Raw genomic sequence first — 22752 nt, forward strand, 5'->3', positions numbered from 1 at the left:
TCCATTAGTAATATTATACTATTTTTATATGACTTTTAAAGAAAATTAGTATAAGCAAAAACTCTTTGAAGGTCCCACTATGAGGAAGAAAACCCTAGCTTCTATTATCGAAGCTCTTTATGGGAGGAATATGAGGGAGGAACAACACGCCCATAAAGTTTCTGAATTATGTGAAAATATGGGTAAGGCTCTAGGATTATTAGAAGTTCAAATTGAAGAACTCAAAACTTTAGGACTGTTTCATGATATAGGGAAAATAGCTGTGGATGAAAGTATACTTAATAAAGAAGTGGCATATCTCATTGAAACAGTTCTCCCAGCCTTAAGTATGGGCCACCTACAGATAAGCATAAGACAGTGTTAGACCCTCAATTAAAATAGTCCAAGGTGATAAAACTAATCCACAGTGTCTTATGATAATTATAGTAAAAATCTTTAAGAAAGGAAAAGTATAATGAATTTTTACTACATGTTCATTATACAAGATGATTTTATGAATTTTGATCATGTAATAAAATTAAGGAGGAGTATAAGAAAATTTAAACCTGATGCTGTGGAGAACTCTTATATAAAAGAAATATTAGAAGCTGGTAGAATGGCACCGTCTGCTTCAAATCTTCAATCTACACGATATGTAATAATAAAAAGTGAAGAAATAAAGAGGGAGATGGAAAAGTGTACATTACCTTTTGTTGTTAAAGCTCCTGTTGTAATAGTATGTTGTACTGATACAGAAGTGTTTCTTACTGCAGCTAAAAGATTTCGGGAATTAATAAATTCAGGAGATTTTGAAGATAATGATGAGGACAGAGAAAAAATGAGCAAATATAAAGAAAATAATACACTAAATAAGGAAACTGCCAAGGCTTATTTGTGGGAAAATGCAGGTATTGCTGTTGAACATATGGTATTAAAAGCAGTTGATTTAGGTCTTGGAAGTTGCTGGGTAGGTATTGTAGACCGCGAAAGGGTAAAAAAAATATTAAATCTTGAAGACAGATATGATATAGTGGCACTTCTTCCAATTGGGTATCCAGATCAAAATTCATCTCTAAGGCCAAGATTGCCTATGGATGAAATAATTTTAAAAGAAATGTAGAATAATATATTTTTTAATTTTATTCATAGGGTTTTTGAAATTATTTATTAAGACTCCCTAGACTTTTAGATAAGCAGAGGGAGTCTTTTTGGAAGCTATTTTATTTTAACAAGTACATAAAAATCAATTCCTGTAATATTAAAAATTTTATTTTCCATATCTACGTTTCCGTATATGTGTGAAAATATGAGTTTTACTTTTACATTAGCATTTTCATCAGACAGTGTCAGTTCCTCCTGTGGCAGAGAATTTTCTTTTGGTATTATAGAGTGCTTTTCTGTAAGGGTATTTATAAAAGTATTTAAATTTTTAGTGTACAGTTCATCTCCTTCATGATTAATTTTTATAATAGAGGTATTATAATTGTATGAAGCTGTAAAGCTGGAATTTGAAGGAGCATTTTCGTCTTTAACATTGGTAATGTGAAATAAATAGTCATAATTTTCTATATTTATAGCTTGTTCTGATTCATCCCTTGTGAAATTGAAATATTCCTTATTAGATTTGTTATTGGGACTTATAAAATCAAATCCTAATACATCCTTTGTGTCAGCTAGTTTAAAATCTTGTGGCAGATAGTTAATTTCTTTAAGACTATGGTTTCTATTGAAATAATCAAGTATGCCATTTATTTGGAATTTATCTTCTTGGGAGATACTATTTGAAGTTCGTATTTGGTTGTCTCTCAGCATATTGTTTTTTATAAGAATACTTTCAAATCTGTTATTTTGGCTTAATTTTGAGATTGAATAACAGCTTAGAGGTCCAAATACAGAAATAAGTGAAACTATAGAGATAGTAATAGGAAGTATTATATTTTTTGTTTTTTTAGTGAATGATAGATATATCATTATAAAAAATAACCATATGCCTAAAATAACTATAAAATATCTATTTTCTGTTACACCATAAGCGGTTATTCTTATACTTATGGATATAAACATCATTATGATAAGAGGCAATATAATTTTTGGGGAAAATTTTAAAAATTCATTTTGCCAGAAGTTTTCCTCCTTAATTGGAGTGATAAAAAAGAATACCATAGTTACAATAATTGAATACCATGCAACTAAATGTGAAACCATACCTATAGGCCAGTTACTTGTCGCCAGTATTTTTACAAAATATATATAAAGTATTATTGTATAGACTGTCAAAAGAGGCATTATAATATATAAGAGTAATATCTTCAGTAGTTTGGGATAAGATTTTATGGATAGTTCTTTGTCTTTGGGCGGTATTCCAGAAAGAAAATAGCACATTGAGAATAAAAATATTACAATCAGCCATGTGTAATAGTAAATTTTAGTTAAAACATTTATTTCAAGCAATTTATCTATGGTAAATAAAATAGCTGAAAGCCCCAGGTACAATATTATGGAATAGATTACTGTGACGAAAAATGATGTAAAAATAGTTATTACATACATTTCAAAATTTTCTTTTTTCACAAGATAAGGGATAAAAAGAAACGCCATATATAGAGAAAGAGTAACGGCGGAGTATCTGATAATGGAATTTAATTGTATATTCTTTAAAAACAAGAAATAATACAAAATTAAAAATGTGATTCCTAAGATATGGCTTCCTATAAAAGCTATAGTTTTTTTTCCCAGTTCTTTTTTCTCTAGAAAAAGTTTTATACAAAGTGAAACTGGAATTCCTAATGCAAGAATTAGAGATAGTCTGTATAATAAGTATTTATTTGGAGAAGTAGTTTCTGATATTATTATAAGTACCAGAGCAACAGAAGCGGAAAATAGTATGGTAAGTGGAAATCTCTTCAGGCTGGAATGTAGACCTATTAAAAGTTTTTTAGTATAATTAATAAGTTTCATAAAAACCTCCTTGTGATTATGATATATTTAATATATTATCATAAATTATTTGTAAAATGGTTAAATTAGTACCCATTTATACAGACATTAATATAAAAATATGTAGAATATTTAGCAGTTTTGGTATATAATTAATAATATAATTTGTTAAAATACAATAGGTGTATGTTTCAATTAACCTATTAAAGAGGGTGATGAGTGTGTATATTATTTTACTTATAACAATATTATTTATATTTAATAATATGGCTCAGATAAGAAACAAAGAATTGTTAAGATTAAGCTATGAGGATATGTATTTTAACAGATCATTTATAACCCTGACGGAAAATATTTTCACCATTTGTAGTAGAAATAGAACTGTAAACGTTAACAAAAAATTTATATGTAAAAAGCAAAATAAAATTTTAACTATAGATAAAAATGATAACATTTCTAGGATTGGAAGATGTGATTATAATTATTTGGTTTTCCATGATCAACTTACAGGATTATATAATAGAAAATTTATTAAACAGGAGTTAACTCGGCTAGATATACGAGGACAGTTTCCACTGGCTGTTATTATGGGTGATATAAATGGATTAAAATTTGTTAATGATTCCTTTGGATACTTAGAAGGAGATAGGCTACTTAAAAAAGCAGCTGAAATAATAAAAAAAGGGTGTGGGGAAGAACATATAGTAGCTAGAATTGGAGGAGACGAATTTGTAATAGTATTATCTAATACAAATGAGAATAGAGTAAAGGGGATTATTAAAGATATTAAATCTATATTATTGAGAGAAAAAATGGATTATATGGATATAGATATTACATTTGGATATTCAATTAAAAATCATAAAAGGGAAGAGATTCAAAAAATTTTAAAAGAAGCTGAAGACAGCATGTATAAAAATAAAGCGTATGAACATCTTAGTGTAAGATCAAATACCATAAATGTTATTGTTGCTGCTCTCTATAAAAAAAATGAAAGGGAATGGATGCATTCAATACGGGTTGCCAGGCTGTGCATGGCTATGGGTGAGGTTTTGGGGATGTCGGAAGATGAGATCAAAGAACTTAAAACAGCAGGTCTGCTGCATGATATAGGGAAGATAGAGGTAGAAGAAAGTATACTTAACAAAAAAGAAAAACTTACAGAGAATGAATGGAATAAAATTAAAGAGCATCCTGAAATAGGATTTAAGATATTGAGTTCTGTAAATTATATGTGGCAGATATCTAAGTATGTATTGGCACATCATGAAAAATGGAATGGAGGTGGATATCCTAAATCTTTAAAACAGAAGGAAATACCTTTTCAATCTAGAATAATAACCATAGCAGATGCTTATGATGCTATGACCAGTATGAGGAGCTATGGCAGTGTTTTATCAAAACAACAGGCCATAAGAGAATTACAGAAAAATGTCTATATACAGTTCGAACCAGGACTTGTACAGGTGTTTATTGAAAAAGTACTAAAATAGATATTTTTACTTAAATAAAAGGAGCTGATATTTTATGGATAAAAAAATTAATACACTGTATTTTAGTGCTACAGGTACTACTGAAAAAGTGGTGTGTGGGATAGCGAAGGAGATTTCAAAAAATATTTGCGGCAAGGTAATGAATATAAATAATATAGATTTTACACTGCCAAAGGTTAGAGAGGAAGCCGTATCTTTTTCACAACAGGATATTGTGGTTGTAGGAACTCCTGTTTATGCAGGAAGAGTTCCCAATGTATTATTAAAATATTTAAATTCTGTTAAGGGGAATGGAGCATTGGCTGTTTCCATAGTAGTTTATGGCAATCGAAATTATGATGATGCTCTCGTAGAATTAAAAGATATACTTGAATCAAATGACTTTAAAGTTATTGGGGCGGCAGCTTTCATAGGAGAACATTCATTTTCTAAAATTCTTGCAAAGGACAGGCCAGATGATGAAGATATGACTATAGCAAAGAATTTTGCCCGCGGCGTATATGATAAGCTTGCAGCTGGAAATGAAATTGAATATTTAAATGTAAAAGGAAACAAACCTTATAGAAAGTACTATAAACCTAAAAACAAAGAGGGAATTCCTGTGGATATTAGGAAGGTTACTCCAAAAACTAATGATAATTGTACTGATTGTAAAATTTGTGTAAATGTTTGTCCTATGGGATCTATTGATTTTGAAGAGGTATCTAAACTAAATGGAATTTGTATTAAATGTGGTGCCTGTATTAAGAAATGTCCTCATGGTGCGAAATATTATGATGATGAAAATTATTTAAGACATAAATATGAATTGGAAATTGAGTTTGCCTCTAGAAAAAAACCAGAATTATTTATATAATATTTTTATCTGAAGGCTACCATTGTTAATACTTCTATCTTTTTGAAAAGGGGTATAAGCAATGCTATGTGTAAGGATAAGTCCTTTTCCTAAAGGATAAGGTTCAGGTGGAGGGGAGTATTCCTGTAAGCAAACTTCATCTTAACTTTAAAGTTACTTAATAATTTAAATTAAGAAAAGAGGTATGAATTGTGTATTTTAGCAAAAAAGGAAAAGAAAATAGTAAAGACACTGTAGAATTGGCATTAAGAACTGCCAGGGAAAGAAATATAAAATATATTGTGGTAGCTTCTTCTAAAGGAGAAACTGCTAAATTAATGAAAGGGGTCAAAGATTTACAGGTAGTGGTTGTAACACATGCAAATGGCTATCCAGAAGAGGGAAAAATGGAATTTCCAGCAGATATTCGAAGCTATTTAGAAAACAATGGAATAAAGGTATTGACCACTACTCATGTATTAAGTGGGGCAGAAAGAGGAATCAGCAAGGTTTTTGGTGGAGTTAATGCTGTTGAAATAATTGCCCAAACCTTGAGAACTTTTGGTCAGGGAACTAAAGTTTGTGTAGAAATTGCAATAATGGCCTTGGATGCGGGATTTATACCTTATGGGGAGCCGGTTATTTCTATAGGAGGTTCTGCTCGTGGAGCTGATACGGCATTGATAGTTACACCTTCTCATGCAAGTAGTGTATTCAGTACCAGAATCCATGAGATTATCTGCAAGCCGTCCTATTATTAAGATTTAAAATTTTCAATACAACAGTATCGTTTAGATATTGTTGTATTTTTTTATATGCTTATGTGATAATATTATTAATTTCGGGAAAAAATACATTTGAAGGGAGGAGAAAAATAAAATGAGAAAAAAACAGATTAGTTCTATCTTACTTAGTATGCTCTTAATAATGTTTTTAATAATAGGACTTGGAAGTACAGTAGTTAAGGCAAAAGCTTTAACTGAGGAGGATAAACAGGAAATTAAATCCATAAAGTCAGATTTGAGTATAAATGCGAAATCTGCATTACTTATGGAACCTACAAGTGGTAAAGTCATATTTGAAAAAAATGCCAATGAAAAGTTAGAACCCGCCTCTGTTACAAAGATAATGGATATGCTTTTGACAATGGAAGCTTTGGATTCAGGAAAAATATCTTTGGCAGATAAGATTACTGTCAGTGAGAATGCAAAGAAGATGGGTGGAAGTTCTATGCTGCTTGATACAGGAGAAGTGAGAACTGTGGAGGATTTGATAAAAGGTATAGGAATAGCTTCTGGAAATGATGCTGCAGTTGCTATGGCAGAGTATTTAGGAGGCACGGAAGAGGCTTTTGTACAGCTTATGAACAAAAGGGCAAAAGAACTTGGAATGATTAATACACAATTTAAGAACTGTACGGGATTGAGTCAGGAAGGTCACTATACTACAGCCTATGATATAGCGTTAATGTCCAGGGAACTATTAAAACATTCCAATATATTAAAATATACAGGAACTTATATGGAGACTATATCAGAGGGCAGAAAGAGTCCCATAGAACTGGTAAATCATAATAAGTTGGTAAGATTTTTTAAAGGATGTGACGGGTTAAAGACAGGGTTTACAAATTCAGCCAAGTACTGTATATCGGCTACTTCAGTTAGAGATGGCGCTAGAATGTTAGCTGTGATTATGGGTTCCCCTACTTATAAGGAGAGAAATAAAGAAGCAAGTATGCTTATGAATTATGGATTTTCAAAATATACTTCTATTGATGTTGTAAAGAAAGATAATGATATAGAAAAAGTTAATTTAAATAAAGCAGGAGACAAATTTTTTATGGCAAAAGCATCCTCAGATTTGAAGGTAGCAGTCGAAAAGGGAAAGGAGAATAAAGTTACCTGTAAATGCGTTATAAATAAAAATAAAAGACAGTATAAAAAAGGTGAAAAAGTTGGAAGTTGCGATGTATATATAGATGGGGAGTTAAGAGGAAAGGTTGATTTACATAGTGACAGGGATGTAAAGAAACCGGGTATATTAGGAAATTTTAAAGATAATCTTAAAAACATTGTAAATGGGGGAGTATAATATACATATATTTATTGTATAGTATAATAATACAAATAGGAAATTCAAATTTAGATGTATCTTAAAAGACTATTTGAATTTCCCTCCCAGTTATTTCATAATATTTTTGAGAGGAGTCATTATGAACATTTTTAAATCATTTACTAAAGATGAAATATATGTTATAAATGCAGTAAGAGATTTATGTGTAAGGAGAAATATAAAAGCTTATATAGTTGGTGGAGCTGTCAGGGATGCAATACTTAAAAATAAGGTAAAAGATATTGATATATGTTTAAATTGTGATCCGGGCAGCATCATAGTAGAATTAAAAGGAGTAAAATACTATAAGTATTATAAAAATTTTCAAACTGCTGCTGTAACTTTTCAAAATGGAATTCATATAGATCTGATAAGGTGTAGAAAGGAACATTATAGAAAATATGGAGAACTTCCTGAAGTGGAATCTTCAAATATATATGATGATCTGTATAGAAGGGATTTTACTATAAATTCACTGGCATATGATATAGTAGAAAATAATATATTAGATATTTATGGTGGTATAGATGATATAAAAAATAAAGTTCTAAGAAAAATACATTTTAATAGTTATAGAGAAGATCCTACCAGAATATTCAGGGCTGTAAAGTATAGTGTAAGATATGGATTTTATTTGGAAGATAAATTGGAAATAGAAAAGTGTATTACTGAAAATATATTTAATACAATAAGTAATGATAGGATAGTAAAAGAAATATATTCTCTATGTTCTGAGATAAATTGGATAAAAAATATTAATTTATGCAGTATTTTGGGAATATTTAATATTGATGGACAAGCATTAAAAGTTAAATATTCTGATTATGAAAAAGAACTAATTTCCATTTATAAAAATGTAGATATAAGAATATTGAGGCTAGCTTATTCTCTAAAAGATGAAGTTTATGTTAACATATTAATAGAAAACTCGATTTTAAATAGAAAATTAAAAAATACAGTAAAATATTTTTCACAAAATTTGCACAAGGTAATTAATTTTATGAAAAATACTTTGGATAACTATGAATTATATCAGTTATTAAAGGGCATGAACGATTACGAATTGGTATTTTTGAGTTGGTATTATGAGCTAAAATATAAAATTTATAATTATATAGATAACATAAGTACTTATAAATTAAGTTTAAATGGCACTGATATAATTGCCCTCGGAATAAGAGAAGGTAAATCTATAAAAAGGATTTTAAATAATATAATGAAGCTGGAATTGAATACGGTATTAAAATGGAGAAAAGAATATTTATTAAAAAATATAGGAGAATAGTATAAATGCCTTTAAATATAAAAATAGAAAATTTTCAAGGACCTTTTGATTTATTACTTCATCTTATAAAAAAAAATAAGATGAATATATATGACATAAAAATTCACGATATCACAGAGCAGTATATCAAATACATAAATAGCATGAAGGAAATGGATCTTGAGATTACTTCGGAATTTATAGTTATAGCGGCCTCACTTATAGAAATAAAATCTAGAATGCTTTTGCCTAAACCTAAGTTAGAGGAAGATAATAAGGATAGGGAAAAAGATCCAAGAAAACAATTGGTAGATAAATTACTTCAGTATAAAAGATTTAAAGCAGCAGCGGAATTTTTTAAGGAAAGAGCATTAAATATAGGCAGGATGTACGGAAAAATGCCAGAGATAATTGAAGTAAAAAATAAATCTGAAGATATGGAAGAAATCTTAAAGGGCATAGATATAGGAAAATTGCATGAAGTATATTATAAGCTTATTAATTTATATAAGAGTAAATTAAACAGAGAAAATACAGTTAATGAAAACATAACTGTAGACAAATTTAAATTAGAAGATAAAATGGAATATATAATAGAAGTTTTAGAAAATAAAAGAAAGATTGGATTTTCGAGAGTTATAGAAAATTGTTCTTTTAAAATAGAGAGAATTATAACCTTTGTTGCACTTTTAGAACTAGTGAAGCTTAGGAACATATCTATAATGCAATATAAAAATTTTGGTGAAATTTACATAGAAAGGGTAATTGAGTATGGGGGAGAATCTTAGTGAAAATATATGCGAAATTGGTAAGGGTCACAGTATATCCAGAGATAATTATTTTTCTATAATAGAATCTCTGTTGTTTGTATCTGGAGAACCACTAACCTTAAAACAAATTGCAGCAATAATAGAATGCAATTTAGAATATACCAGAGACTTGATAAATAAGATGTCTTTTGAATATAAAAATTGTTCTAGAGGCATAAAAGTATTAAATAATAAGGATAAGTACAGTTTGGTTACTAAATCTGAAAATAGCAGTTATGTAGAAAAATTGCTAAAAAATAATTTAAGACAATCTCTATCAAGAGCTGCTCTTGAAACCTTGGCCATTGTTGCCTATATGCAGCCTGTAACCAGAATAGATATAGATGAAATAAGAGGAGTAAAAAGTGATAGAGCATTAATGACTTTAATGGAAAAAAAACTTATAGAAGAAAGTGGGAGATTAGGTGTTCCAGGAAGGCCTATACTTTATGTTACCACAGAAGAGTTTTTGAAATATTTTGGATTGAACAGTATAGAAGAAATTCCTGAAATAGATGAGTTAACTCACAATTATAAATCAATCTATAAATCAAAGGAACCTTAAAAGAATTCATTAAAATTCTAAAATTTTAGCTAATTCCCCCATAGTTTATTGAAAATAAGGGAATTAGCACTGTTGGTATATATGATATAAATTTTAAATTAAGAAGAGGTTTTTTCTTTGTCAGATTCTTCCCGATTTTTTGTATCTTTCATTTCATTTTTTCTAGGTGTATTTTCTGTGTTCTTGCATTTTGAATTTCCCATTCCTTTAAACAAATCCATTATCTGAGGAATGGAATCTACTATTTTATCATAGGTATTATTTTGATCTAAGGATAGAAGTCTTATGGAGTCGCCTTTGGTAACTAAAAAAGCCACAGGCTTTACAGTAACCCCAGCTCCAGAACCTCCTCCGAAAGGATATTCTGAATTGGATTTTTCTTCACTGTTGGAATTGAACTCGCTTCCTCCAGATACAAAACCTAAAGATACTTTTGAAATAGGTATTATAAAAGAGCCATCTTTTGATTCTACTGCATCTCCCACTATGGTATTCACATCTATCATATCTTTCAAGTTTTCCATAGTGCTTTTTAATAAGTTTTCTATAGGATGATTATCCACTTTAATTCCTCCTTTGAACTTTTAATTAAGTGAACTATATTGAATATATTTATGTATGGAGAGGATTTAGCTTCTTTAGTTTTCTTCTATATTTTATTAAAAGTATACCTGTATATATAATTTTAGCTAAACTTATGTAAATTATACTATTTATCTGTATTTTTAAATGTAAATTGTTAAAGTCAGGATTTATGTATATTTGTTTTTGCTTTATGATAAATATTTTGGATAAAATGTTTAAAGCTAATGTATTTATTGAATGTATAAAACCGTAAGCTAAAGCTGTATGAGCTGCATCTTCAAGACCATAGGTAATTTTCATATTTATTTTAAGGTTAAGTTTAAATTTTATTTCTTTAATAAAATTTAAATTGTTTTTTAAGGTTTTTATAACATGGAATAATTTATTTTCTGTTTCAGGACAATTTGGAGTATTCATTGATTTAATTTTATTTGAAATATTTAAATTATAAATTTTAAAGGTGAAATTTTTTTTCGAATATTTTACTTTTATTTTTACAGGAAAGGGAATAAATAAAATAATAATTAATGTGATAAATAAAAAAAAGAATAAGCCCATAATTTCCTCCATTTAATAGTATTGTCTTTAGTAATTTTTAACTAGATAAAAAATTATATACTTATTTAGTAATAATTTTAATAGTAATATATTTTTTTAAGGTAAAAATATTTAGTACTAATAAACAATAAGGGGAGAAATAATTTATGAAAAATATGGGATTAAAAAAAATCTATGTATATATAATGATATTTTTTATTATGCTCAATAACATATATTGTTATAATGTATTTGCAGAAGGAAAACATGACGCTTTTAAAGTACCTAATGTAAATGCCAGATGTGCCGTGGCTATAGATAGTAATTCAAAAGTAGTATTATATGAAAAAAACGCTTATGAATTGGTTCCAATGGCAAGTACAACTAAGATAATGACAGCTATTGTGGCCATGAAGTATGGGGATTTAAATAAAAAGATAGAGATATCCCCTAAAGCTGCTTCTGTAAGGGGGTCTACAGTAGGCTATAAAAAAGGGGAAAATATATTATTAAAAGAACTTTTATTTGGACTTATGTTGAGATCGGGAAATGATGCTGCTATAGCTATTGCAGAAGGTATTAGCGGAAGTGTAGAAGAATTTGCAAAGCTTATGAATGAATATGCAGGTGAGTTAGGAGTGATAAATACTCAGTTTCAAACTCCTCATGGATTAGATAGTGAAAGGCATTATTCTACAGCGTATGATCTCGCTCTAGTTACTTCAGAAGCTAAAAAAGAACCTCTATTTAATGAGATTGTAGGTTCTAAAGATGTAGATGGAGAAAAAAATAAATTTAGTAGAAGTTACCATAATATTAATAAAATACTTTGGAAGATTCCACAGGCAAATGGAGTGAAAACAGGGTATACTGGAAAGGCGGGAAAGTGTCTGGTTACTTCTGCCGCCGTTGAAAAAAATGATATTATAATAGTGGTTTTGAATTCCCCGGAAAGATGGGAAGAAACAGAAAAAATATATGAGTATGTAAATAAAAATTATAAGTTTGTAAAGTTATTTTCAAAAGGAGATATTGCAGCGGAAGTAAAGATTAAAAATAGTGCTCTTAAATTACAATGTGAAGAGGATATTGTATTACCTATAAAAAATGTTTCCAAATATACTACTAAAATTATAAAACCCCAGAAAATAGGTTATAATGTAAAAAAAGGTGATAGAATAGGGATGATTTGTGTATATGAAAATGATAAAAAAATATACAGTACTGCATTAATAGCTTCTAGGGATATAAAAATAAGAAGATTTTTTATGCATGGAATTTTGGGTCTCAGGGGCAGTGTGAATTCTTCCCCTGAAGTCCCAATTAATTTTTGAATAACTATATGCAGTTTTAAATTAAAGATAAAATAAATTTTTCTTTTTTGAATCTTCATTTAAGTTAAATCTTTTTATTTCGGGTGAATTGAAGTTTTTTATATCCTCAAGTATATTTTGTAGTAATTTCTTATTAAATTTAAATCTGTGTTTTCTATTCATTTTAGCATCAATTCTGTAGTCTATATAATCGGGTGTGTTTTGTACTACATAGATAGGGAAAAGGTTTTCTATAGACCTGTATATAAGTGCATATTGATATATTGAAGCATCTATAATACTTCCGTTATACACATTGAAACAATGGGCAAAACTTCTGCTGCAATTGTCGTTTATGCGGAGATGCAATATGCCTTGAACTGCAGGTACATCCATATTTACATGGAGACATAATTGATCAATAAGAGAAGCTATTAAAGGACCGTTGTTTGAGATAGTATAATTATCTATACAGTATTTACAGACATTTTTTAAAAATGCTTTTTCAGAGTTATTCATGTTTATTTCACCTCAATACTTTTTAAATCTATCCATATTGGAGGCTGCTAAATTATTTAATTTATCTGAAATAGATATGACATCCTGTAAATTTGCAGTAGTTTCTTCAATAGCGGATGTCTGTTGTTCTGTGGTCTCTAAGGTAGAATTAGAGGTTTCTACAGTTTTGTCTACAGATTCTTCAATTTTTTTAGTAAGGTCAGATATTTTCATAGCTGTGTTTTTGGAATTTTCAGATAATTTTCTTATTTCTGTAGCAACTACACCAAAACCTCTACCCATATCTCCTGCTCTGGCAGCTTCTATAGCAGCATTTAGTCCAAGCATTTTAGTTTCATCAGCTATGCTTTTTATGGAATCCAATATGGAATTGATTTCTATGGATATGTCTTTTATATTAATAATTTCTTTGTTTAGAGAGTGCTGATTGTCTGAAACATTAACTGAAGATGCGGACAACTCTTCCATTATAGATGAAATTTGGGTTAAATTATCTGAAAGAACTTGAGAGGTCTTTTTTAATTGAAGTTCTTCATATCCTATTTTTGAAAGCGCATTTATAATAATATATAATACCTCTGCCGCTGCTGTTATATTCTTTTTATTAGTAATTTTTACTCTGCGTACAGCTTCTAAATATTTGTTTTCATCAATACCTATTTCTTTTGCATTTTTTTTGTAGATTGATTCTTCTGGAGAAGAAGTCAAAATTTGACCTCCTAAAATTGTTCCAATTTGTTTCCCCGCAACTAATATGGGAGCTGCAAAATCTATTAATCCAGCATGACAGGTATAGACATAGGGTTTACCAGTTCTTGTTGCTTCTAATCCTCCTCTTTTATGGGATTCAGCACAGCGTCTGGTACCAATATCAGTAGATTGAGTTAGTTTTAAGCAAAAATCGGTATAGGAACTTGGTTTAGTTACAGGGTTTCCATCCATATCTACAGTTACACTGGCAATATCCATACTTTCAGCAAAGTTATCCTGAAACTTTTGAAGTAGATCAATATCAATAATATCTTCTATTTTAAGCAAACTTAGATCAGATTGAAGTGAATTTGAATCTGATTTAAATGAATTTGTAGTAGAACCTGTTTCTTTTTTAGTAACCATTTTTAACATAATTTCAACCTCCCCGTAGAAATAAAGTTTAGGCATTAAAAAAGCATAAAATGTAATATTTTACCATAATATATTATAACATTTCTAAATATATTATATGCTATTATAATAATATATTTATATTATTTAAGTAAAGACTAATTTAAACTGTTATTGAAAAATATTGAGAAATTAGTAAATTGACTATAAATTTAGATATATATTAAAAATCATTTAAAAAAACACTAAAAAATTTTTGGATTTAAAAAATAAAATCCTCGCATTTCTATATGAAATTAAAAAAAATGATGTATAATATATAGTGAAAAGTTCAGAATGTTTTAAAATGGCAACACTAAAAACTAATTAGTACAGATATGAAAAAATTGTGATACAGTATGAAAATTTATGATATAATTATAGAAATAAAGGATTAATGTCATATATTTAGAAAAGGTGAACAAATAAGCAAGGGGATGTAATCAATGAAAAAGGAATCGGAAGGCATCGTAATTGAAACAACAGAGGGATTTGCTAAAGTTAAGGCAAGCAGGCATGGAGATTGTAAGAATTGTGGTGCTTGTCCAGGCGATAATGCTACAGTAGTGGACGCTAAAAATCCTATTGGGGCAAAAGCAGGAGAACATGTTATTTTTGAAATAAGAGAACAGAATGTGATAAAAGCAGCCTTTATAGTATATATAATGCCTATTATATCAATCTTTTTAGGAGTTTTGGTTGGAACATGGATATTTGATTTTGTAGGATTTTATGAGATGGTCTTTAAGGTAGCAGGTGGACTAGTATTTTTCATTATATCACTTGTATATATAAAGATATTTGACAGGGCAACAGCTAAAAATGATGATTCTAAGCCTGTAATTAAAAAGGTGTTGTAATTAAAATTAGAGGGTCTTTTTAAATTTAAATATAATTTTTGTTAAATTAGAGGGTCAGTCATTCTAATTTAACTTGTTATGTTGAATTTTATCAAAAGGATTATAATTTTATATTAAAGTGTAGGTGTTAATATTTATACTTTAATATGGAAATTATTTTATATGTTAATTTAATTTATAATGATTTAATATTTTTATAGATTAAATTTTAAAATTATTTGTTGAAAGAGGTGTTAAGAGTGTTAAAAAGTTTTTTAGGCGGAATACATCCAAATGATAACAAGAAGTACACCGCCAATAAGCCTATAGAAGTAGCACCTATACCTGATAAGGTATTCATTCCAGTTAGGCAGCATATAGGTGCTCCTACATCCCCTATAGTGAAAAAAGGTGATGAGGTTAAAAAGGGACAGCTTATTGCTAAAAGTGATGCTTTTGTATCGGCTAATGTACATTCTTCTATTTCTGGAAAGGTTGTAGATATTGCTGAATATCCACACCCCGGATTTGGAAAATGTCTCACTATAGTTATTGAAAGTGATGGCAAGGATGAATGGGTAGAGGGAATGCCAATCTCTAGAAACTGGCAGGATTTAAGCGATAAGGACATGATAGACATAATAAGAGATGCTGGTATTGTAGGGATGGGAGGAGCTACTTTCCCGTCACATGTGAAACTTTCACCCCCGACGGACAAAAAAGTGGAATTTTTTATTTTAAATGGAGCTGAATGTGAACCTTATTTAACATCTGATTATAGGTCTATGCTGGAATACACAGATAGGATAGTATCAGGTGTTAAAATTATTATGAAAATTTTAAAGGCAGAACAAGGCTTTGTAGGCATTGAAGACAATAAGAAAGATGCTATTGAGATCATGGAGAAGGCTTTTCAGGGTACAGGTGTACAAGTTGTTTCTCTTCCTACTAAATATCCTCAAGGGGCTGAAAAGATGCTTATAAAGGTACTTACAGGAAGAGAAGTTCCATCAGGAAGACTTCCTATGGATGTAGGTGCAGTTGTTCAGAATGTGGGTACATGTATTGCAGTGAGCGATGCAGTGGAAAGAGGCATTCCACTTATACAAAGAGTTACAACTTTAAGTGGAGGGGCCTTAAAAGAACCTAAGAATCTACTACTTAGGATAGGAACTACTTTTAAATATGCCATTGATCTTTGTGGTGGATTTAAAGAGGAACCTGTTAAGATAGTTATGGGGGGACCTATGATGGGATTTGCACAATCCAATTTAGAGGTACCTATATTAAAGGGTGTATCCGGTATACTTTCATTATCTAAAAGTGATGTAAACACAGGAACAGAAACTGCATGTATTAGATGCGGCAGATGTTTAAAGGCCTGTCCTATGAGTTTAAATCCAAGTATGCTGAGTATTCTTGGCCAAAACAATCTATATAGAGAGGCGAAAGAAGATTTTAACCTATTGGATTGTGTGGAATGCGGCAGTTGTGTATATGTGTGTCCTGCTAAGAGAAATATCGTACAATATGTTAAATATTTAAAGTTTGAAAATGCAGCTCAGGCAGCTAGAGATAAGGCTGAGGCAGAAAAAAATAAAGAAAAAGTTGCAAAATAATATAAGGGGTGATTGTAAAATGGCAGAAACACAAACAAAAAAAGATATTTTTACGGTTTCAACATCACCACATATTCGTTGTGATGAATCTATTTCTAAAATAATGTGGAACGTTAATTTAGCATTGGCTCCAGCAGCAATTTTTGCTATATATAATTTTGGAATTCCTGCACTGAAAACTATGGTAGTAGGTATTTTAGCTGCTGTGGTTACAGAATATGTAGTTCAAAAAATAAGAAAAAAACCTGTAACTATTAAAGACGGAAGTGCTTTTTTAACGGGACTTTTACTTGCTATGTGTCTCCCACCGGGAATTCCTGCTTATATGGTTGCTATAGGTGCTTTCATAGCTATAGCAATAGCTAAACATTCCATGGGTGGTCTTGGATATAATATATTTAATCCAGCTCACATAGGAAGAGCTGCTTTAATGCTTTCATGGCCTGTGGCTATGACTACATGGACAAAGATTACTACTAGTGTAGATACAGTAACTAGTGCTACTCCACTCGGAATTTTAAAACTTGAAGGGTATTCAAAACTAGTTGATACATTTGGAGGGACAGGAGCACTTTATAAGGCATTATTTATAGGTACCCGTAATGGAAGTATAGGAGAAACTTCTACAATATTGCTTGTTTTAGGTGGACTTTATCTTATATATAAACGTTATATTAATTGGCAGGTTCCTGTAGTAATGATTGGAACTGTAGGTATACTTACCTGGGCTTTTGGCGGAACTTCAGGATTTTTCACAGGAGATCCTATTTTCCACATGATGGCAGGTGGATTGGTTTTTGGTGCTTTTTTTATGGCTACGGATATGGTTACCATACCTATGACGGTTAAAGGGCAGATTATTTTTGCTATAGGCGCAGGGGCTCTTACCTCTCTCATCAGGTTAAAAGGGGGATATCCCGAAGGTGTCTGCTATTCAATATTATTAATGAATGCGGTTACTCCTTTGATAGATCGTTTTACGCAGCCAGTTAAATTTGGAACCAAGAAATGATTTCTTAAATGTATGATAATTTAAACTAGCAAGGTTAAAATTACTAAGAATTTAACAATCCCAGTTAAATTTGGGACAAGGAGGTAGGCTCATGAAAAATAATAGCAGTATATTTAAGATTACTAAAAATTTAACAATTACATGCTTTATAGCTGGAGTTATAATTGCTTTAGTCTATTATATAACTGCTCCGGTAGCAGCACAAAAACAAATTGAATTAAAAAATGAAACTATGCAAACTTTGGTTAAAAATGCAGATGATTTTAAATCTGTAAATGGCAAGACAGATTGGTATGCAGCAAGACAGGAAAATAAAACAATTGCCTATGTAGTGCCTGCGGAAAGTAAGGGATATGGTGGAGCTATAACTATGCTGGTGGCTGTTACTCCAGATGGAAAAGTAATAGGGTTTAGCATATTGTCTCATAATGAAACACCAGGACTTGGAGCTAATGCATCACAGGACTCTTTTACCTCACAATTTAAAGGTAAAACAGTTGATGATCTTGTAGTTGTAAAGGACAAGTCAAATCATAAAAATATTCAAGCTATGACAGGTGCTACAATTACTTCTAGGGCTGTAACTAAAGGGGTAAAAGAAGCAGTTGAAAAAGTTACTATGTTTACGGGAGGTAAATAATTATGAAAGGGTTATGGGATATATTTAAAAAGGGACTGATTTCAGAAAACCCTATATTTGTTCTTGCACTTAGTTTATGTCCGGCACTTGCAACAACCAGTTCTGCTGTAAATGGTCTAACTATGGGACTTTGTGTATTGTTTGTTATAACTTCCAATAATACGGTAGTTTCCATAATTAAAAAATTTGTAAATCCTAAGGTTCGTGTACCTGTATATATAACCTGTATAGCAACTATAGTTACTGTGGTGGAACTTGTATTAGAAGCTTATGCACCTGTATTATACAGTCAATTGGGAATATATTTGTCACTTGTAGTTGTATTTGCTATAATACTTGCCCGTGCAGAGACTTTTGCTTCTAAAAATCCTGTAATACCATCTTTTTTTGATGGATTGGGCATGGGATGTGGATTTACTTTAGCTTTGCTTTTGATAAGTATAATACGTGAATTATTTGGTGCGGGAACCATATTTGGCATACACATAATGTGGGCTTCATATAATCCGGCATTGATTATGATACTTCCACCAGGGGCGTTCATATTAATTGGGTATCTGGTATCTGTGGTAAAAGTTTATAACCAACATGTGGAGAAAATTAAAATGAAAAAACTAGAAAAATTAAGCGGAGGTGAAGCATAATGTCTGCCTATTTAACTTTGTTTATAAGTGCAGTAATTGTAAATAACTTTGTTTTAACAAGGTTTTTGGGACTTTGTATATTCTTTGGAGTTTCTAAGAATTTAGATGCTTCATTAGGTATGGGTATGGCTGTTACTTCAGTTATTACTTTAAGTTCCATGCTTGCTTGGGTAGTTTACAATTTTGTGCTTGTACCTTTTAATCTAGTATTTTTAAAAACTGTAGTTTTTGTACTTTTAATTGCAAGCTTTGTACAGCTTTTAGAAATTATTATAAAAAAACAGGCACCTGCACTTTATAATATGTGGGGAATATATCTTCTCTTAATAGCTACAAACTGCGTTGTACTTGGTGTACCACTTATAAATGCTGAATCTAACTATGGGTTTATAGAAAGTGTAGTTAACAGTATAGGTTCTGGTCTTGGGTTTGCCCTAGCTATAGTTTTAATGGCAAGTCTTAGAGAAAAATTAAGATTAGCGGATGTACCTAAACCTTTAGAAGGCCTTGGAGTAGCTTTTATTTTAGCAGGAATGCTGGCTTTGTCCTTCATGGGTTTTTCAGGTATGATTTCGCTGTAGAAAGGGGCTGGTGAAATGCAGACAGCAATTATGGTTTTAATAGTAATGACTATTATAGGACTTTTCTTTGGACTTATTTTGGGTTATGTAGATAAAAAATTTGCAGTAGAGGTAAATCCACTTATAGAGCTTGTAGAAGATGTACTTCCCAAGGGACAATGTGGAGGATGTGGATATGCAGGATGTAGGGCATATGCGGAGGCAGTTGTGCTTGACGAAAGTGTTGCTCCTAATCTTTGTGTACCTGGAAAAGAAGAAGTTACAAAGGCCGTGGCAGAATTAACAGGTAAATCTGCTGGAGATGTTGAAGCAAAAGTTGCCTATGTAAGGTGTTCGGGAGACTTGTCAAATATAGTAAAAAAATATGACTATAAGGGTATAAAGGATTGTATTGCGGCAAATTTACTTCAGGGAGGACCTAAAGCCTGTGAATATGGATGTTTAGGTTTTGGAACTTGTGTAAAGCATTGTCCTTTTGATGCATTAACTATAGGTCCTAAAGGATTGCCAGTAGTTGATACATTCAAATGTACAGGATGTGGTTCTTGTACAATGGTTTGTCCAAAGAATGTAATTCAGCTAAGACCTTTAGGTTCAAAAGTTCAAGTTAAATGTAGTTCTAAAGACAAAGGTGCTGCTGTGCGTAAATCTTGTAAGGTAGGGTGCCTTGGATGTGGACTATGTATGAAAAATTGTTCCCATGATGCTATAAAGATTGAAAATAATTTAGCAGTAGTGGATCATTATATATGTATAGAAAAATGCACTGAGGCTACTTGTCTTGCCAAGTGTCCTACGGGAGCTATTAAAGAAATTACAAGTGCTATAGATTTAAAGCAGCAAAGCAAGGAAGAAGCTGCAGCAAATTCATAATCTGGATAACAAAACATGCTGCCTGAAAAACTGCAGCATGTTTTTATTGTTCAGGAATTAAGGAAACTTTTAAACATAGGAATTTTGCTTAAATTATCTGTTAGAAATTTGGTACACCAACCTATAAAATATCCTGTTATTACAGCAGATATTAAAAGTACGGGCAAATATATATATATTTTGAAGTCTTGAACTATAATAGATGCAACCAACAATTGACCTATGTTGTGAAATATGGCGCCGCATATGCTTATAGTCCAGAGGCTCATGGAACTTTTAAAATATCTATATAATATAATCATAACTAGATTGCTCAAAATCCCACCGGTTATACTGAACATAAATGCCGCCATGGTACCGTTAAACATTGACCCTAGAAGAGTTCTTAAAATCATCACTATTAAAGCTTCTCTCCAACCTAAAAGTATTAAGGCGGCCAGAGAAACTGTATTTGAAAGTCCTAATTTTATTCCTGGAAACATAAATAATACTGGAATCTGGGCCTCTACTATATATAGTACTAAGGCCATACCTGTCAAAAAACTTAAAAAAACTAATTTTTTTGTTTTATTCATTTTTTCACCTTGAGTATTTTTGTCATATAAAGTTATTATCAATAATCTCTTTATAATTTTACTATAGTAAAAACTTATTTACAATGTTCATTGTAAAGTTTTCTTTTGCTAAAATCCAATATAACTGTTACCATCCAGAGGAATTAATACCTGAAGTTCGGGTGGCTTAGATAAATTTCCCACAGCATATATGGTATAAAATCTGTCTCCTCGTAATCTTATATTAGGAACGTATAGAATTCTTTCACCGGAACTTGAGGTTATGACATCTATGGTATAGGTTCCAGGATCAACAGGTATATACGGTGTTATCTCTTTGTAAGATACATTTGAAAAAAGTGTGTTACCGTTAGGAAGAACTATATTTAAAGTAGGCGCTTCAGGGGAAAGGTGACCAAATCTTATAAATGCTTTACCTGGAATTTTAGGACGGCGCACATCTTCTATGGATAGTAATTCTATATTTGGATATTCATTTATAGCCGCCAGAGTAAATATTTTTTCTGGAGGTATGAATAAACTTTTATCTATAAGTGGATTTACAGTATTGCCGGAAGGAAATACTTTTATATGATATGTTCCAGAAGGTATAGTTATATAGTCTGAAAAATATTTGTATAACAAATTTCTAAATATAAGTCTATCGTTTAAATATACGTCTATTGCAGGGGAATTTGGACTGGCATTTAAAAATCTTATATGGGATACAGCCCTGAATTTGGGAGTTCTATAGAAATTATCTGCACAATAAGGACAAATGAACATTAGTAATTCACCTTTCATAAATTTGTACAATAATAATATATGTAGATAGTTATATCTGTGATACAATTATATGAGGTTTATAAAGGAGAATAATGCTAATATTGTTTAAAAAGATATTTGCCTAAATAATATAAATTTAAAGAGGCGGGAATGTTACTTATGTCTATATAGTCCATGGGATATTTTCCGTCCCAGGGATAAATGCAAGCATACTTTTCATTATATATGTCTATTAATAACTTTTCTTCATTAAAAGTGAAGGTAATTCTGTAAGCTGATTTTTCTGGCAGATTTTGGGGTTTTGTAATAAAATTCTTTTTTTTAAGGTAAGACAGCATATTTTTTATGTCTGTAATATTATCTTTATCTAAATTTATTTCATCGTGAAAGTTATTTTCTTCCATAGTACATTTTGATGGATAAGATAAGGTTAAATTTTTAGCAAGCAGGTTTGTGTAATAAAAATTGTTTGGTTTTTTGGGATTAAATACCTCATTGTTTAATTTATAACTAAGTCCTATAAGAAATATAACCGGTATTAAAATTAATAAAATTTTTTTCAATTTATATCACACCTGACATTAGAGTATTATTATAATAAAATTTATGTTTGTATTTTGGAGAATATACCTTAAATTGAGCTAATTATCTGTATACCAATAAACAAAACAGAATAGTTTCAATTAAAATTGAAAAAACATTTGTATGTAAATATATATATTGCGTTATAAAGAAAAAATAAATGCCACACAAGATGGAAAATATAAAGTTGAAATGTTAGGGAAAAATGCTGGAGAAAAAGCGTTTGTATATTGGAACAAATAAATTGTATTGTAGTTTATCATTTTTGGAAATTTAGGTTTTGAAATTGTATGGCGGTATATCGGAAATGTTTTGTTAAGAGTGGAATTGCCATACCAAATAAATACTTGCCAGTTTGTAAGTTACAGCCAAATATCAATCGAGATTGATTTATAGAAAGTAATTCCCATTTTTCGTATAACGTATTATAATAGTTTTACAAGCAGTGATATTTGGATTAATACATTATCCTCATTATTCATACTAATTAGTTTTAAATATAGCCTTAAATATATTTATAAAAGCTCTCAA

24 protein-coding genes and 1 pseudogene are annotated in these 22752 nt (G+C 30.3%); 17 read left to right on the forward strand and 8 right to left on the reverse strand.

Annotated elements, in window-relative coordinates:
* Positions 1–49: 49 nt before the first annotated feature.
* Together V7Q02_RS13715 and V7Q02_RS13720 are read left to right on the forward strand one after the other, a co-directional pair.
* Positions 50–286: pseudogene (locus V7Q02_RS13715) on the forward strand (HD domain-containing protein); the annotation flags it as partial.
* A 183-nt stretch (positions 287–469) separates the two neighbouring features.
* The gene (locus V7Q02_RS13720; protein ID WP_333861621.1) at positions 470–1099 is read left to right on the forward strand and encodes a nitroreductase family protein; all 630 of its coding nucleotides are present in this window, start codon (positions 470–472) and stop codon (positions 1097–1099) included.
* A gap of 95 nt (positions 1100–1194) precedes the next feature.
* Here V7Q02_RS13720 and V7Q02_RS13725 read toward each other — a convergent pair whose 3' ends face one another.
* Complete coding sequence (locus tag V7Q02_RS13725) at positions 1195–2937, reverse strand: DUF4153 domain-containing protein (protein WP_333861622.1); 1743 nt, start codon at positions 2935–2937, stop codon at positions 1195–1197.
* Positions 2938–3131: 194 nt separating this feature from the next.
* On the opposite strand from V7Q02_RS13725, the gene V7Q02_RS13730 reads away from it, so the two are divergent.
* The 7 genes from V7Q02_RS13730 to scpB all read left to right on the forward strand — a co-directional run bounded on the left by V7Q02_RS13730 (position 3132) and on the right by scpB (position 9994).
* Positions 3132–4409 carry an HD-GYP domain-containing protein gene (locus tag V7Q02_RS13730; RefSeq protein ID WP_333861623.1) on the forward strand — a complete coding sequence of 426 codons (1278 nt, stop codon included), beginning with the start codon at positions 3132–3134 and terminating at the stop codon, positions 4407–4409.
* Positions 4410–4443: 34 nt separating this feature from the next.
* Positions 4444–5265, forward strand: coding sequence for an EFR1 family ferrodoxin (locus V7Q02_RS13735; protein ID WP_333861625.1), 822 nt, complete (start codon positions 4444–4446; stop codon positions 5263–5265).
* Positions 5266–5456: 191 nt separating this feature from the next.
* Complete coding sequence (locus V7Q02_RS13740; RefSeq protein ID WP_333861626.1) at positions 5457–6005, forward strand: pyruvate kinase alpha/beta domain-containing protein; 549 nt, start codon at positions 5457–5459, stop codon at positions 6003–6005.
* A gap of 118 nt (positions 6006–6123) precedes the next feature.
* The gene (locus tag V7Q02_RS13745; RefSeq protein WP_333861627.1) at positions 6124–7335 is read left to right on the forward strand and encodes a D-alanyl-D-alanine carboxypeptidase family protein; all 1212 of its coding nucleotides are present in this window, start codon (positions 6124–6126) and stop codon (positions 7333–7335) included.
* A gap of 121 nt (positions 7336–7456) precedes the next feature.
* The gene (locus tag V7Q02_RS13750) at positions 7457–8641 is read left to right on the forward strand and encodes a CCA tRNA nucleotidyltransferase (RefSeq protein ID WP_333861628.1); all 1185 of its coding nucleotides are present in this window, start codon (positions 7457–7459) and stop codon (positions 8639–8641) included.
* Positions 8642–8646: 5 nt separating this feature from the next.
* On the forward strand, positions 8647–9408 hold the full coding sequence (locus tag V7Q02_RS13755; protein WP_333861629.1) for a segregation/condensation protein A: 762 nt from the start codon (positions 8647–8649) through the stop codon (positions 9406–9408).
* Complete coding sequence (gene scpB / locus V7Q02_RS13760) at positions 9392–9994, forward strand: SMC-Scp complex subunit ScpB (RefSeq protein ID WP_333861631.1); 603 nt, start codon at positions 9392–9394, stop codon at positions 9992–9994. The genes V7Q02_RS13755 and scpB overlap by 17 nt, the downstream gene beginning before the upstream one ends.
* A gap of 98 nt (positions 9995–10092) precedes the next feature.
* Here scpB and ytfJ read toward each other — a convergent pair whose 3' ends face one another.
* Together ytfJ and V7Q02_RS13770 are read right to left on the reverse strand one after the other, a co-directional pair.
* Positions 10093–10557, reverse strand: a complete 465-nt coding sequence (gene ytfJ, locus V7Q02_RS13765) for a GerW family sporulation protein (protein WP_333861633.1) — start codon at positions 10555–10557, stop codon at positions 10093–10095.
* A gap of 49 nt (positions 10558–10606) precedes the next feature.
* Positions 10607–11137, reverse strand: a complete 531-nt coding sequence (locus V7Q02_RS13770) for a DUF2953 domain-containing protein (protein WP_333861634.1) — start codon at positions 11135–11137, stop codon at positions 10607–10609.
* Between the two features lie 146 nt (positions 11138–11283).
* On the opposite strand from V7Q02_RS13770, the gene V7Q02_RS13775 reads away from it, so the two are divergent.
* A complete protein-coding gene (locus V7Q02_RS13775; protein ID WP_333861635.1) occupies positions 11284–12450 on the forward strand; it encodes a D-alanyl-D-alanine carboxypeptidase family protein in 1167 nt (388 codons plus the stop codon).
* Between the two features lie 21 nt (positions 12451–12471).
* On the opposite strand, the gene V7Q02_RS13780 is transcribed toward V7Q02_RS13775, so the two are convergent.
* Complete coding sequence (locus V7Q02_RS13780) at positions 12472–12948, reverse strand: hypothetical protein (protein WP_333861636.1); 477 nt, start codon at positions 12946–12948, stop codon at positions 12472–12474.
* A gap of 12 nt (positions 12949–12960) precedes the next feature.
* Positions 12961–14064, reverse strand: a complete 1104-nt coding sequence (locus V7Q02_RS13785; protein WP_373844924.1) for a PocR ligand-binding domain-containing protein — start codon at positions 14062–14064, stop codon at positions 12961–12963.
* A gap of 473 nt (positions 14065–14537) precedes the next feature.
* Here V7Q02_RS13785 and V7Q02_RS13790 point away from each other — a divergent pair, with 473 nt between their 5' ends.
* From V7Q02_RS13790 to rnfB, 7 genes are all read left to right on the forward strand, one after another.
* Positions 14538–14951 carry a SoxR reducing system RseC family protein gene (locus V7Q02_RS13790; protein ID WP_333861638.1) on the forward strand — a complete coding sequence of 138 codons (414 nt, stop codon included), beginning with the start codon at positions 14538–14540 and terminating at the stop codon, positions 14949–14951.
* 239 nt (positions 14952–15190) lie between these two features.
* Positions 15191–16549 carry an electron transport complex subunit RsxC gene (rsxC, locus tag V7Q02_RS13795; RefSeq protein ID WP_333861640.1) on the forward strand — a complete coding sequence of 453 codons (1359 nt, stop codon included), beginning with the start codon at positions 15191–15193 and terminating at the stop codon, positions 16547–16549.
* A gap of 19 nt (positions 16550–16568) precedes the next feature.
* Positions 16569–17561 carry an RnfABCDGE type electron transport complex subunit D gene (locus V7Q02_RS13800; protein ID WP_333861641.1) on the forward strand — a complete coding sequence of 331 codons (993 nt, stop codon included), beginning with the start codon at positions 16569–16571 and terminating at the stop codon, positions 17559–17561.
* A 91-nt stretch (positions 17562–17652) separates the two neighbouring features.
* Positions 17653–18201: an RnfABCDGE type electron transport complex subunit G gene (locus tag V7Q02_RS13805; RefSeq protein WP_333861643.1), complete on the forward strand. Its 549-nt coding sequence runs from the start codon at positions 17653–17655 to the stop codon at positions 18199–18201.
* Between the two features lie 2 nt (positions 18202–18203).
* Positions 18204–18845 carry an electron transport complex subunit E gene (locus V7Q02_RS13810; protein ID WP_333861644.1) on the forward strand — a complete coding sequence of 214 codons (642 nt, stop codon included), beginning with the start codon at positions 18204–18206 and terminating at the stop codon, positions 18843–18845.
* The gene (locus V7Q02_RS13815; protein ID WP_333861645.1) at positions 18845–19426 is read left to right on the forward strand and encodes an electron transport complex protein RnfA; all 582 of its coding nucleotides are present in this window, start codon (positions 18845–18847) and stop codon (positions 19424–19426) included. Before V7Q02_RS13810 ends, V7Q02_RS13815 begins: the two co-directional genes overlap by 1 nt.
* Positions 19427–19441: 15 nt before the next feature.
* Positions 19442–20299: an RnfABCDGE type electron transport complex subunit B gene (rnfB, locus tag V7Q02_RS13820; protein ID WP_333861646.1), complete on the forward strand. Its 858-nt coding sequence runs from the start codon at positions 19442–19444 to the stop codon at positions 20297–20299.
* 50 nt (positions 20300–20349) lie between these two features.
* Here the strand turns inward: rnfB and V7Q02_RS13825 are convergent, their stop codons facing one another.
* The 3 genes from V7Q02_RS13825 to V7Q02_RS13835 all read right to left on the reverse strand — a co-directional run bounded on the left by V7Q02_RS13825 (position 20350) and on the right by V7Q02_RS13835 (position 22202).
* Positions 20350–20874, reverse strand: a complete 525-nt coding sequence (locus V7Q02_RS13825) for a Gx transporter family protein (protein WP_333861647.1) — start codon at positions 20872–20874, stop codon at positions 20350–20352.
* Between the two features lie 108 nt (positions 20875–20982).
* Complete coding sequence (locus tag V7Q02_RS13830) at positions 20983–21639, reverse strand: DUF4397 domain-containing protein (RefSeq protein ID WP_333861648.1); 657 nt, start codon at positions 21637–21639, stop codon at positions 20983–20985.
* A 95-nt stretch (positions 21640–21734) separates the two neighbouring features.
* Positions 21735–22202 (reverse strand): DUF4883 family protein, encoded by a 468-nt coding sequence (locus V7Q02_RS13835; protein ID WP_333861649.1) that lies wholly within the window; start codon positions 22200–22202, stop codon positions 21735–21737.
* Positions 22203–22752: the final 550 nt, after the last annotated feature.

Origin of the sequence: Clostridium sp., assembly GCF_036781005.1 — a bacterium.
Lineage (GTDB): Bacteria > Bacillota > Clostridia > Clostridiales > Clostridiaceae > Clostridium_B.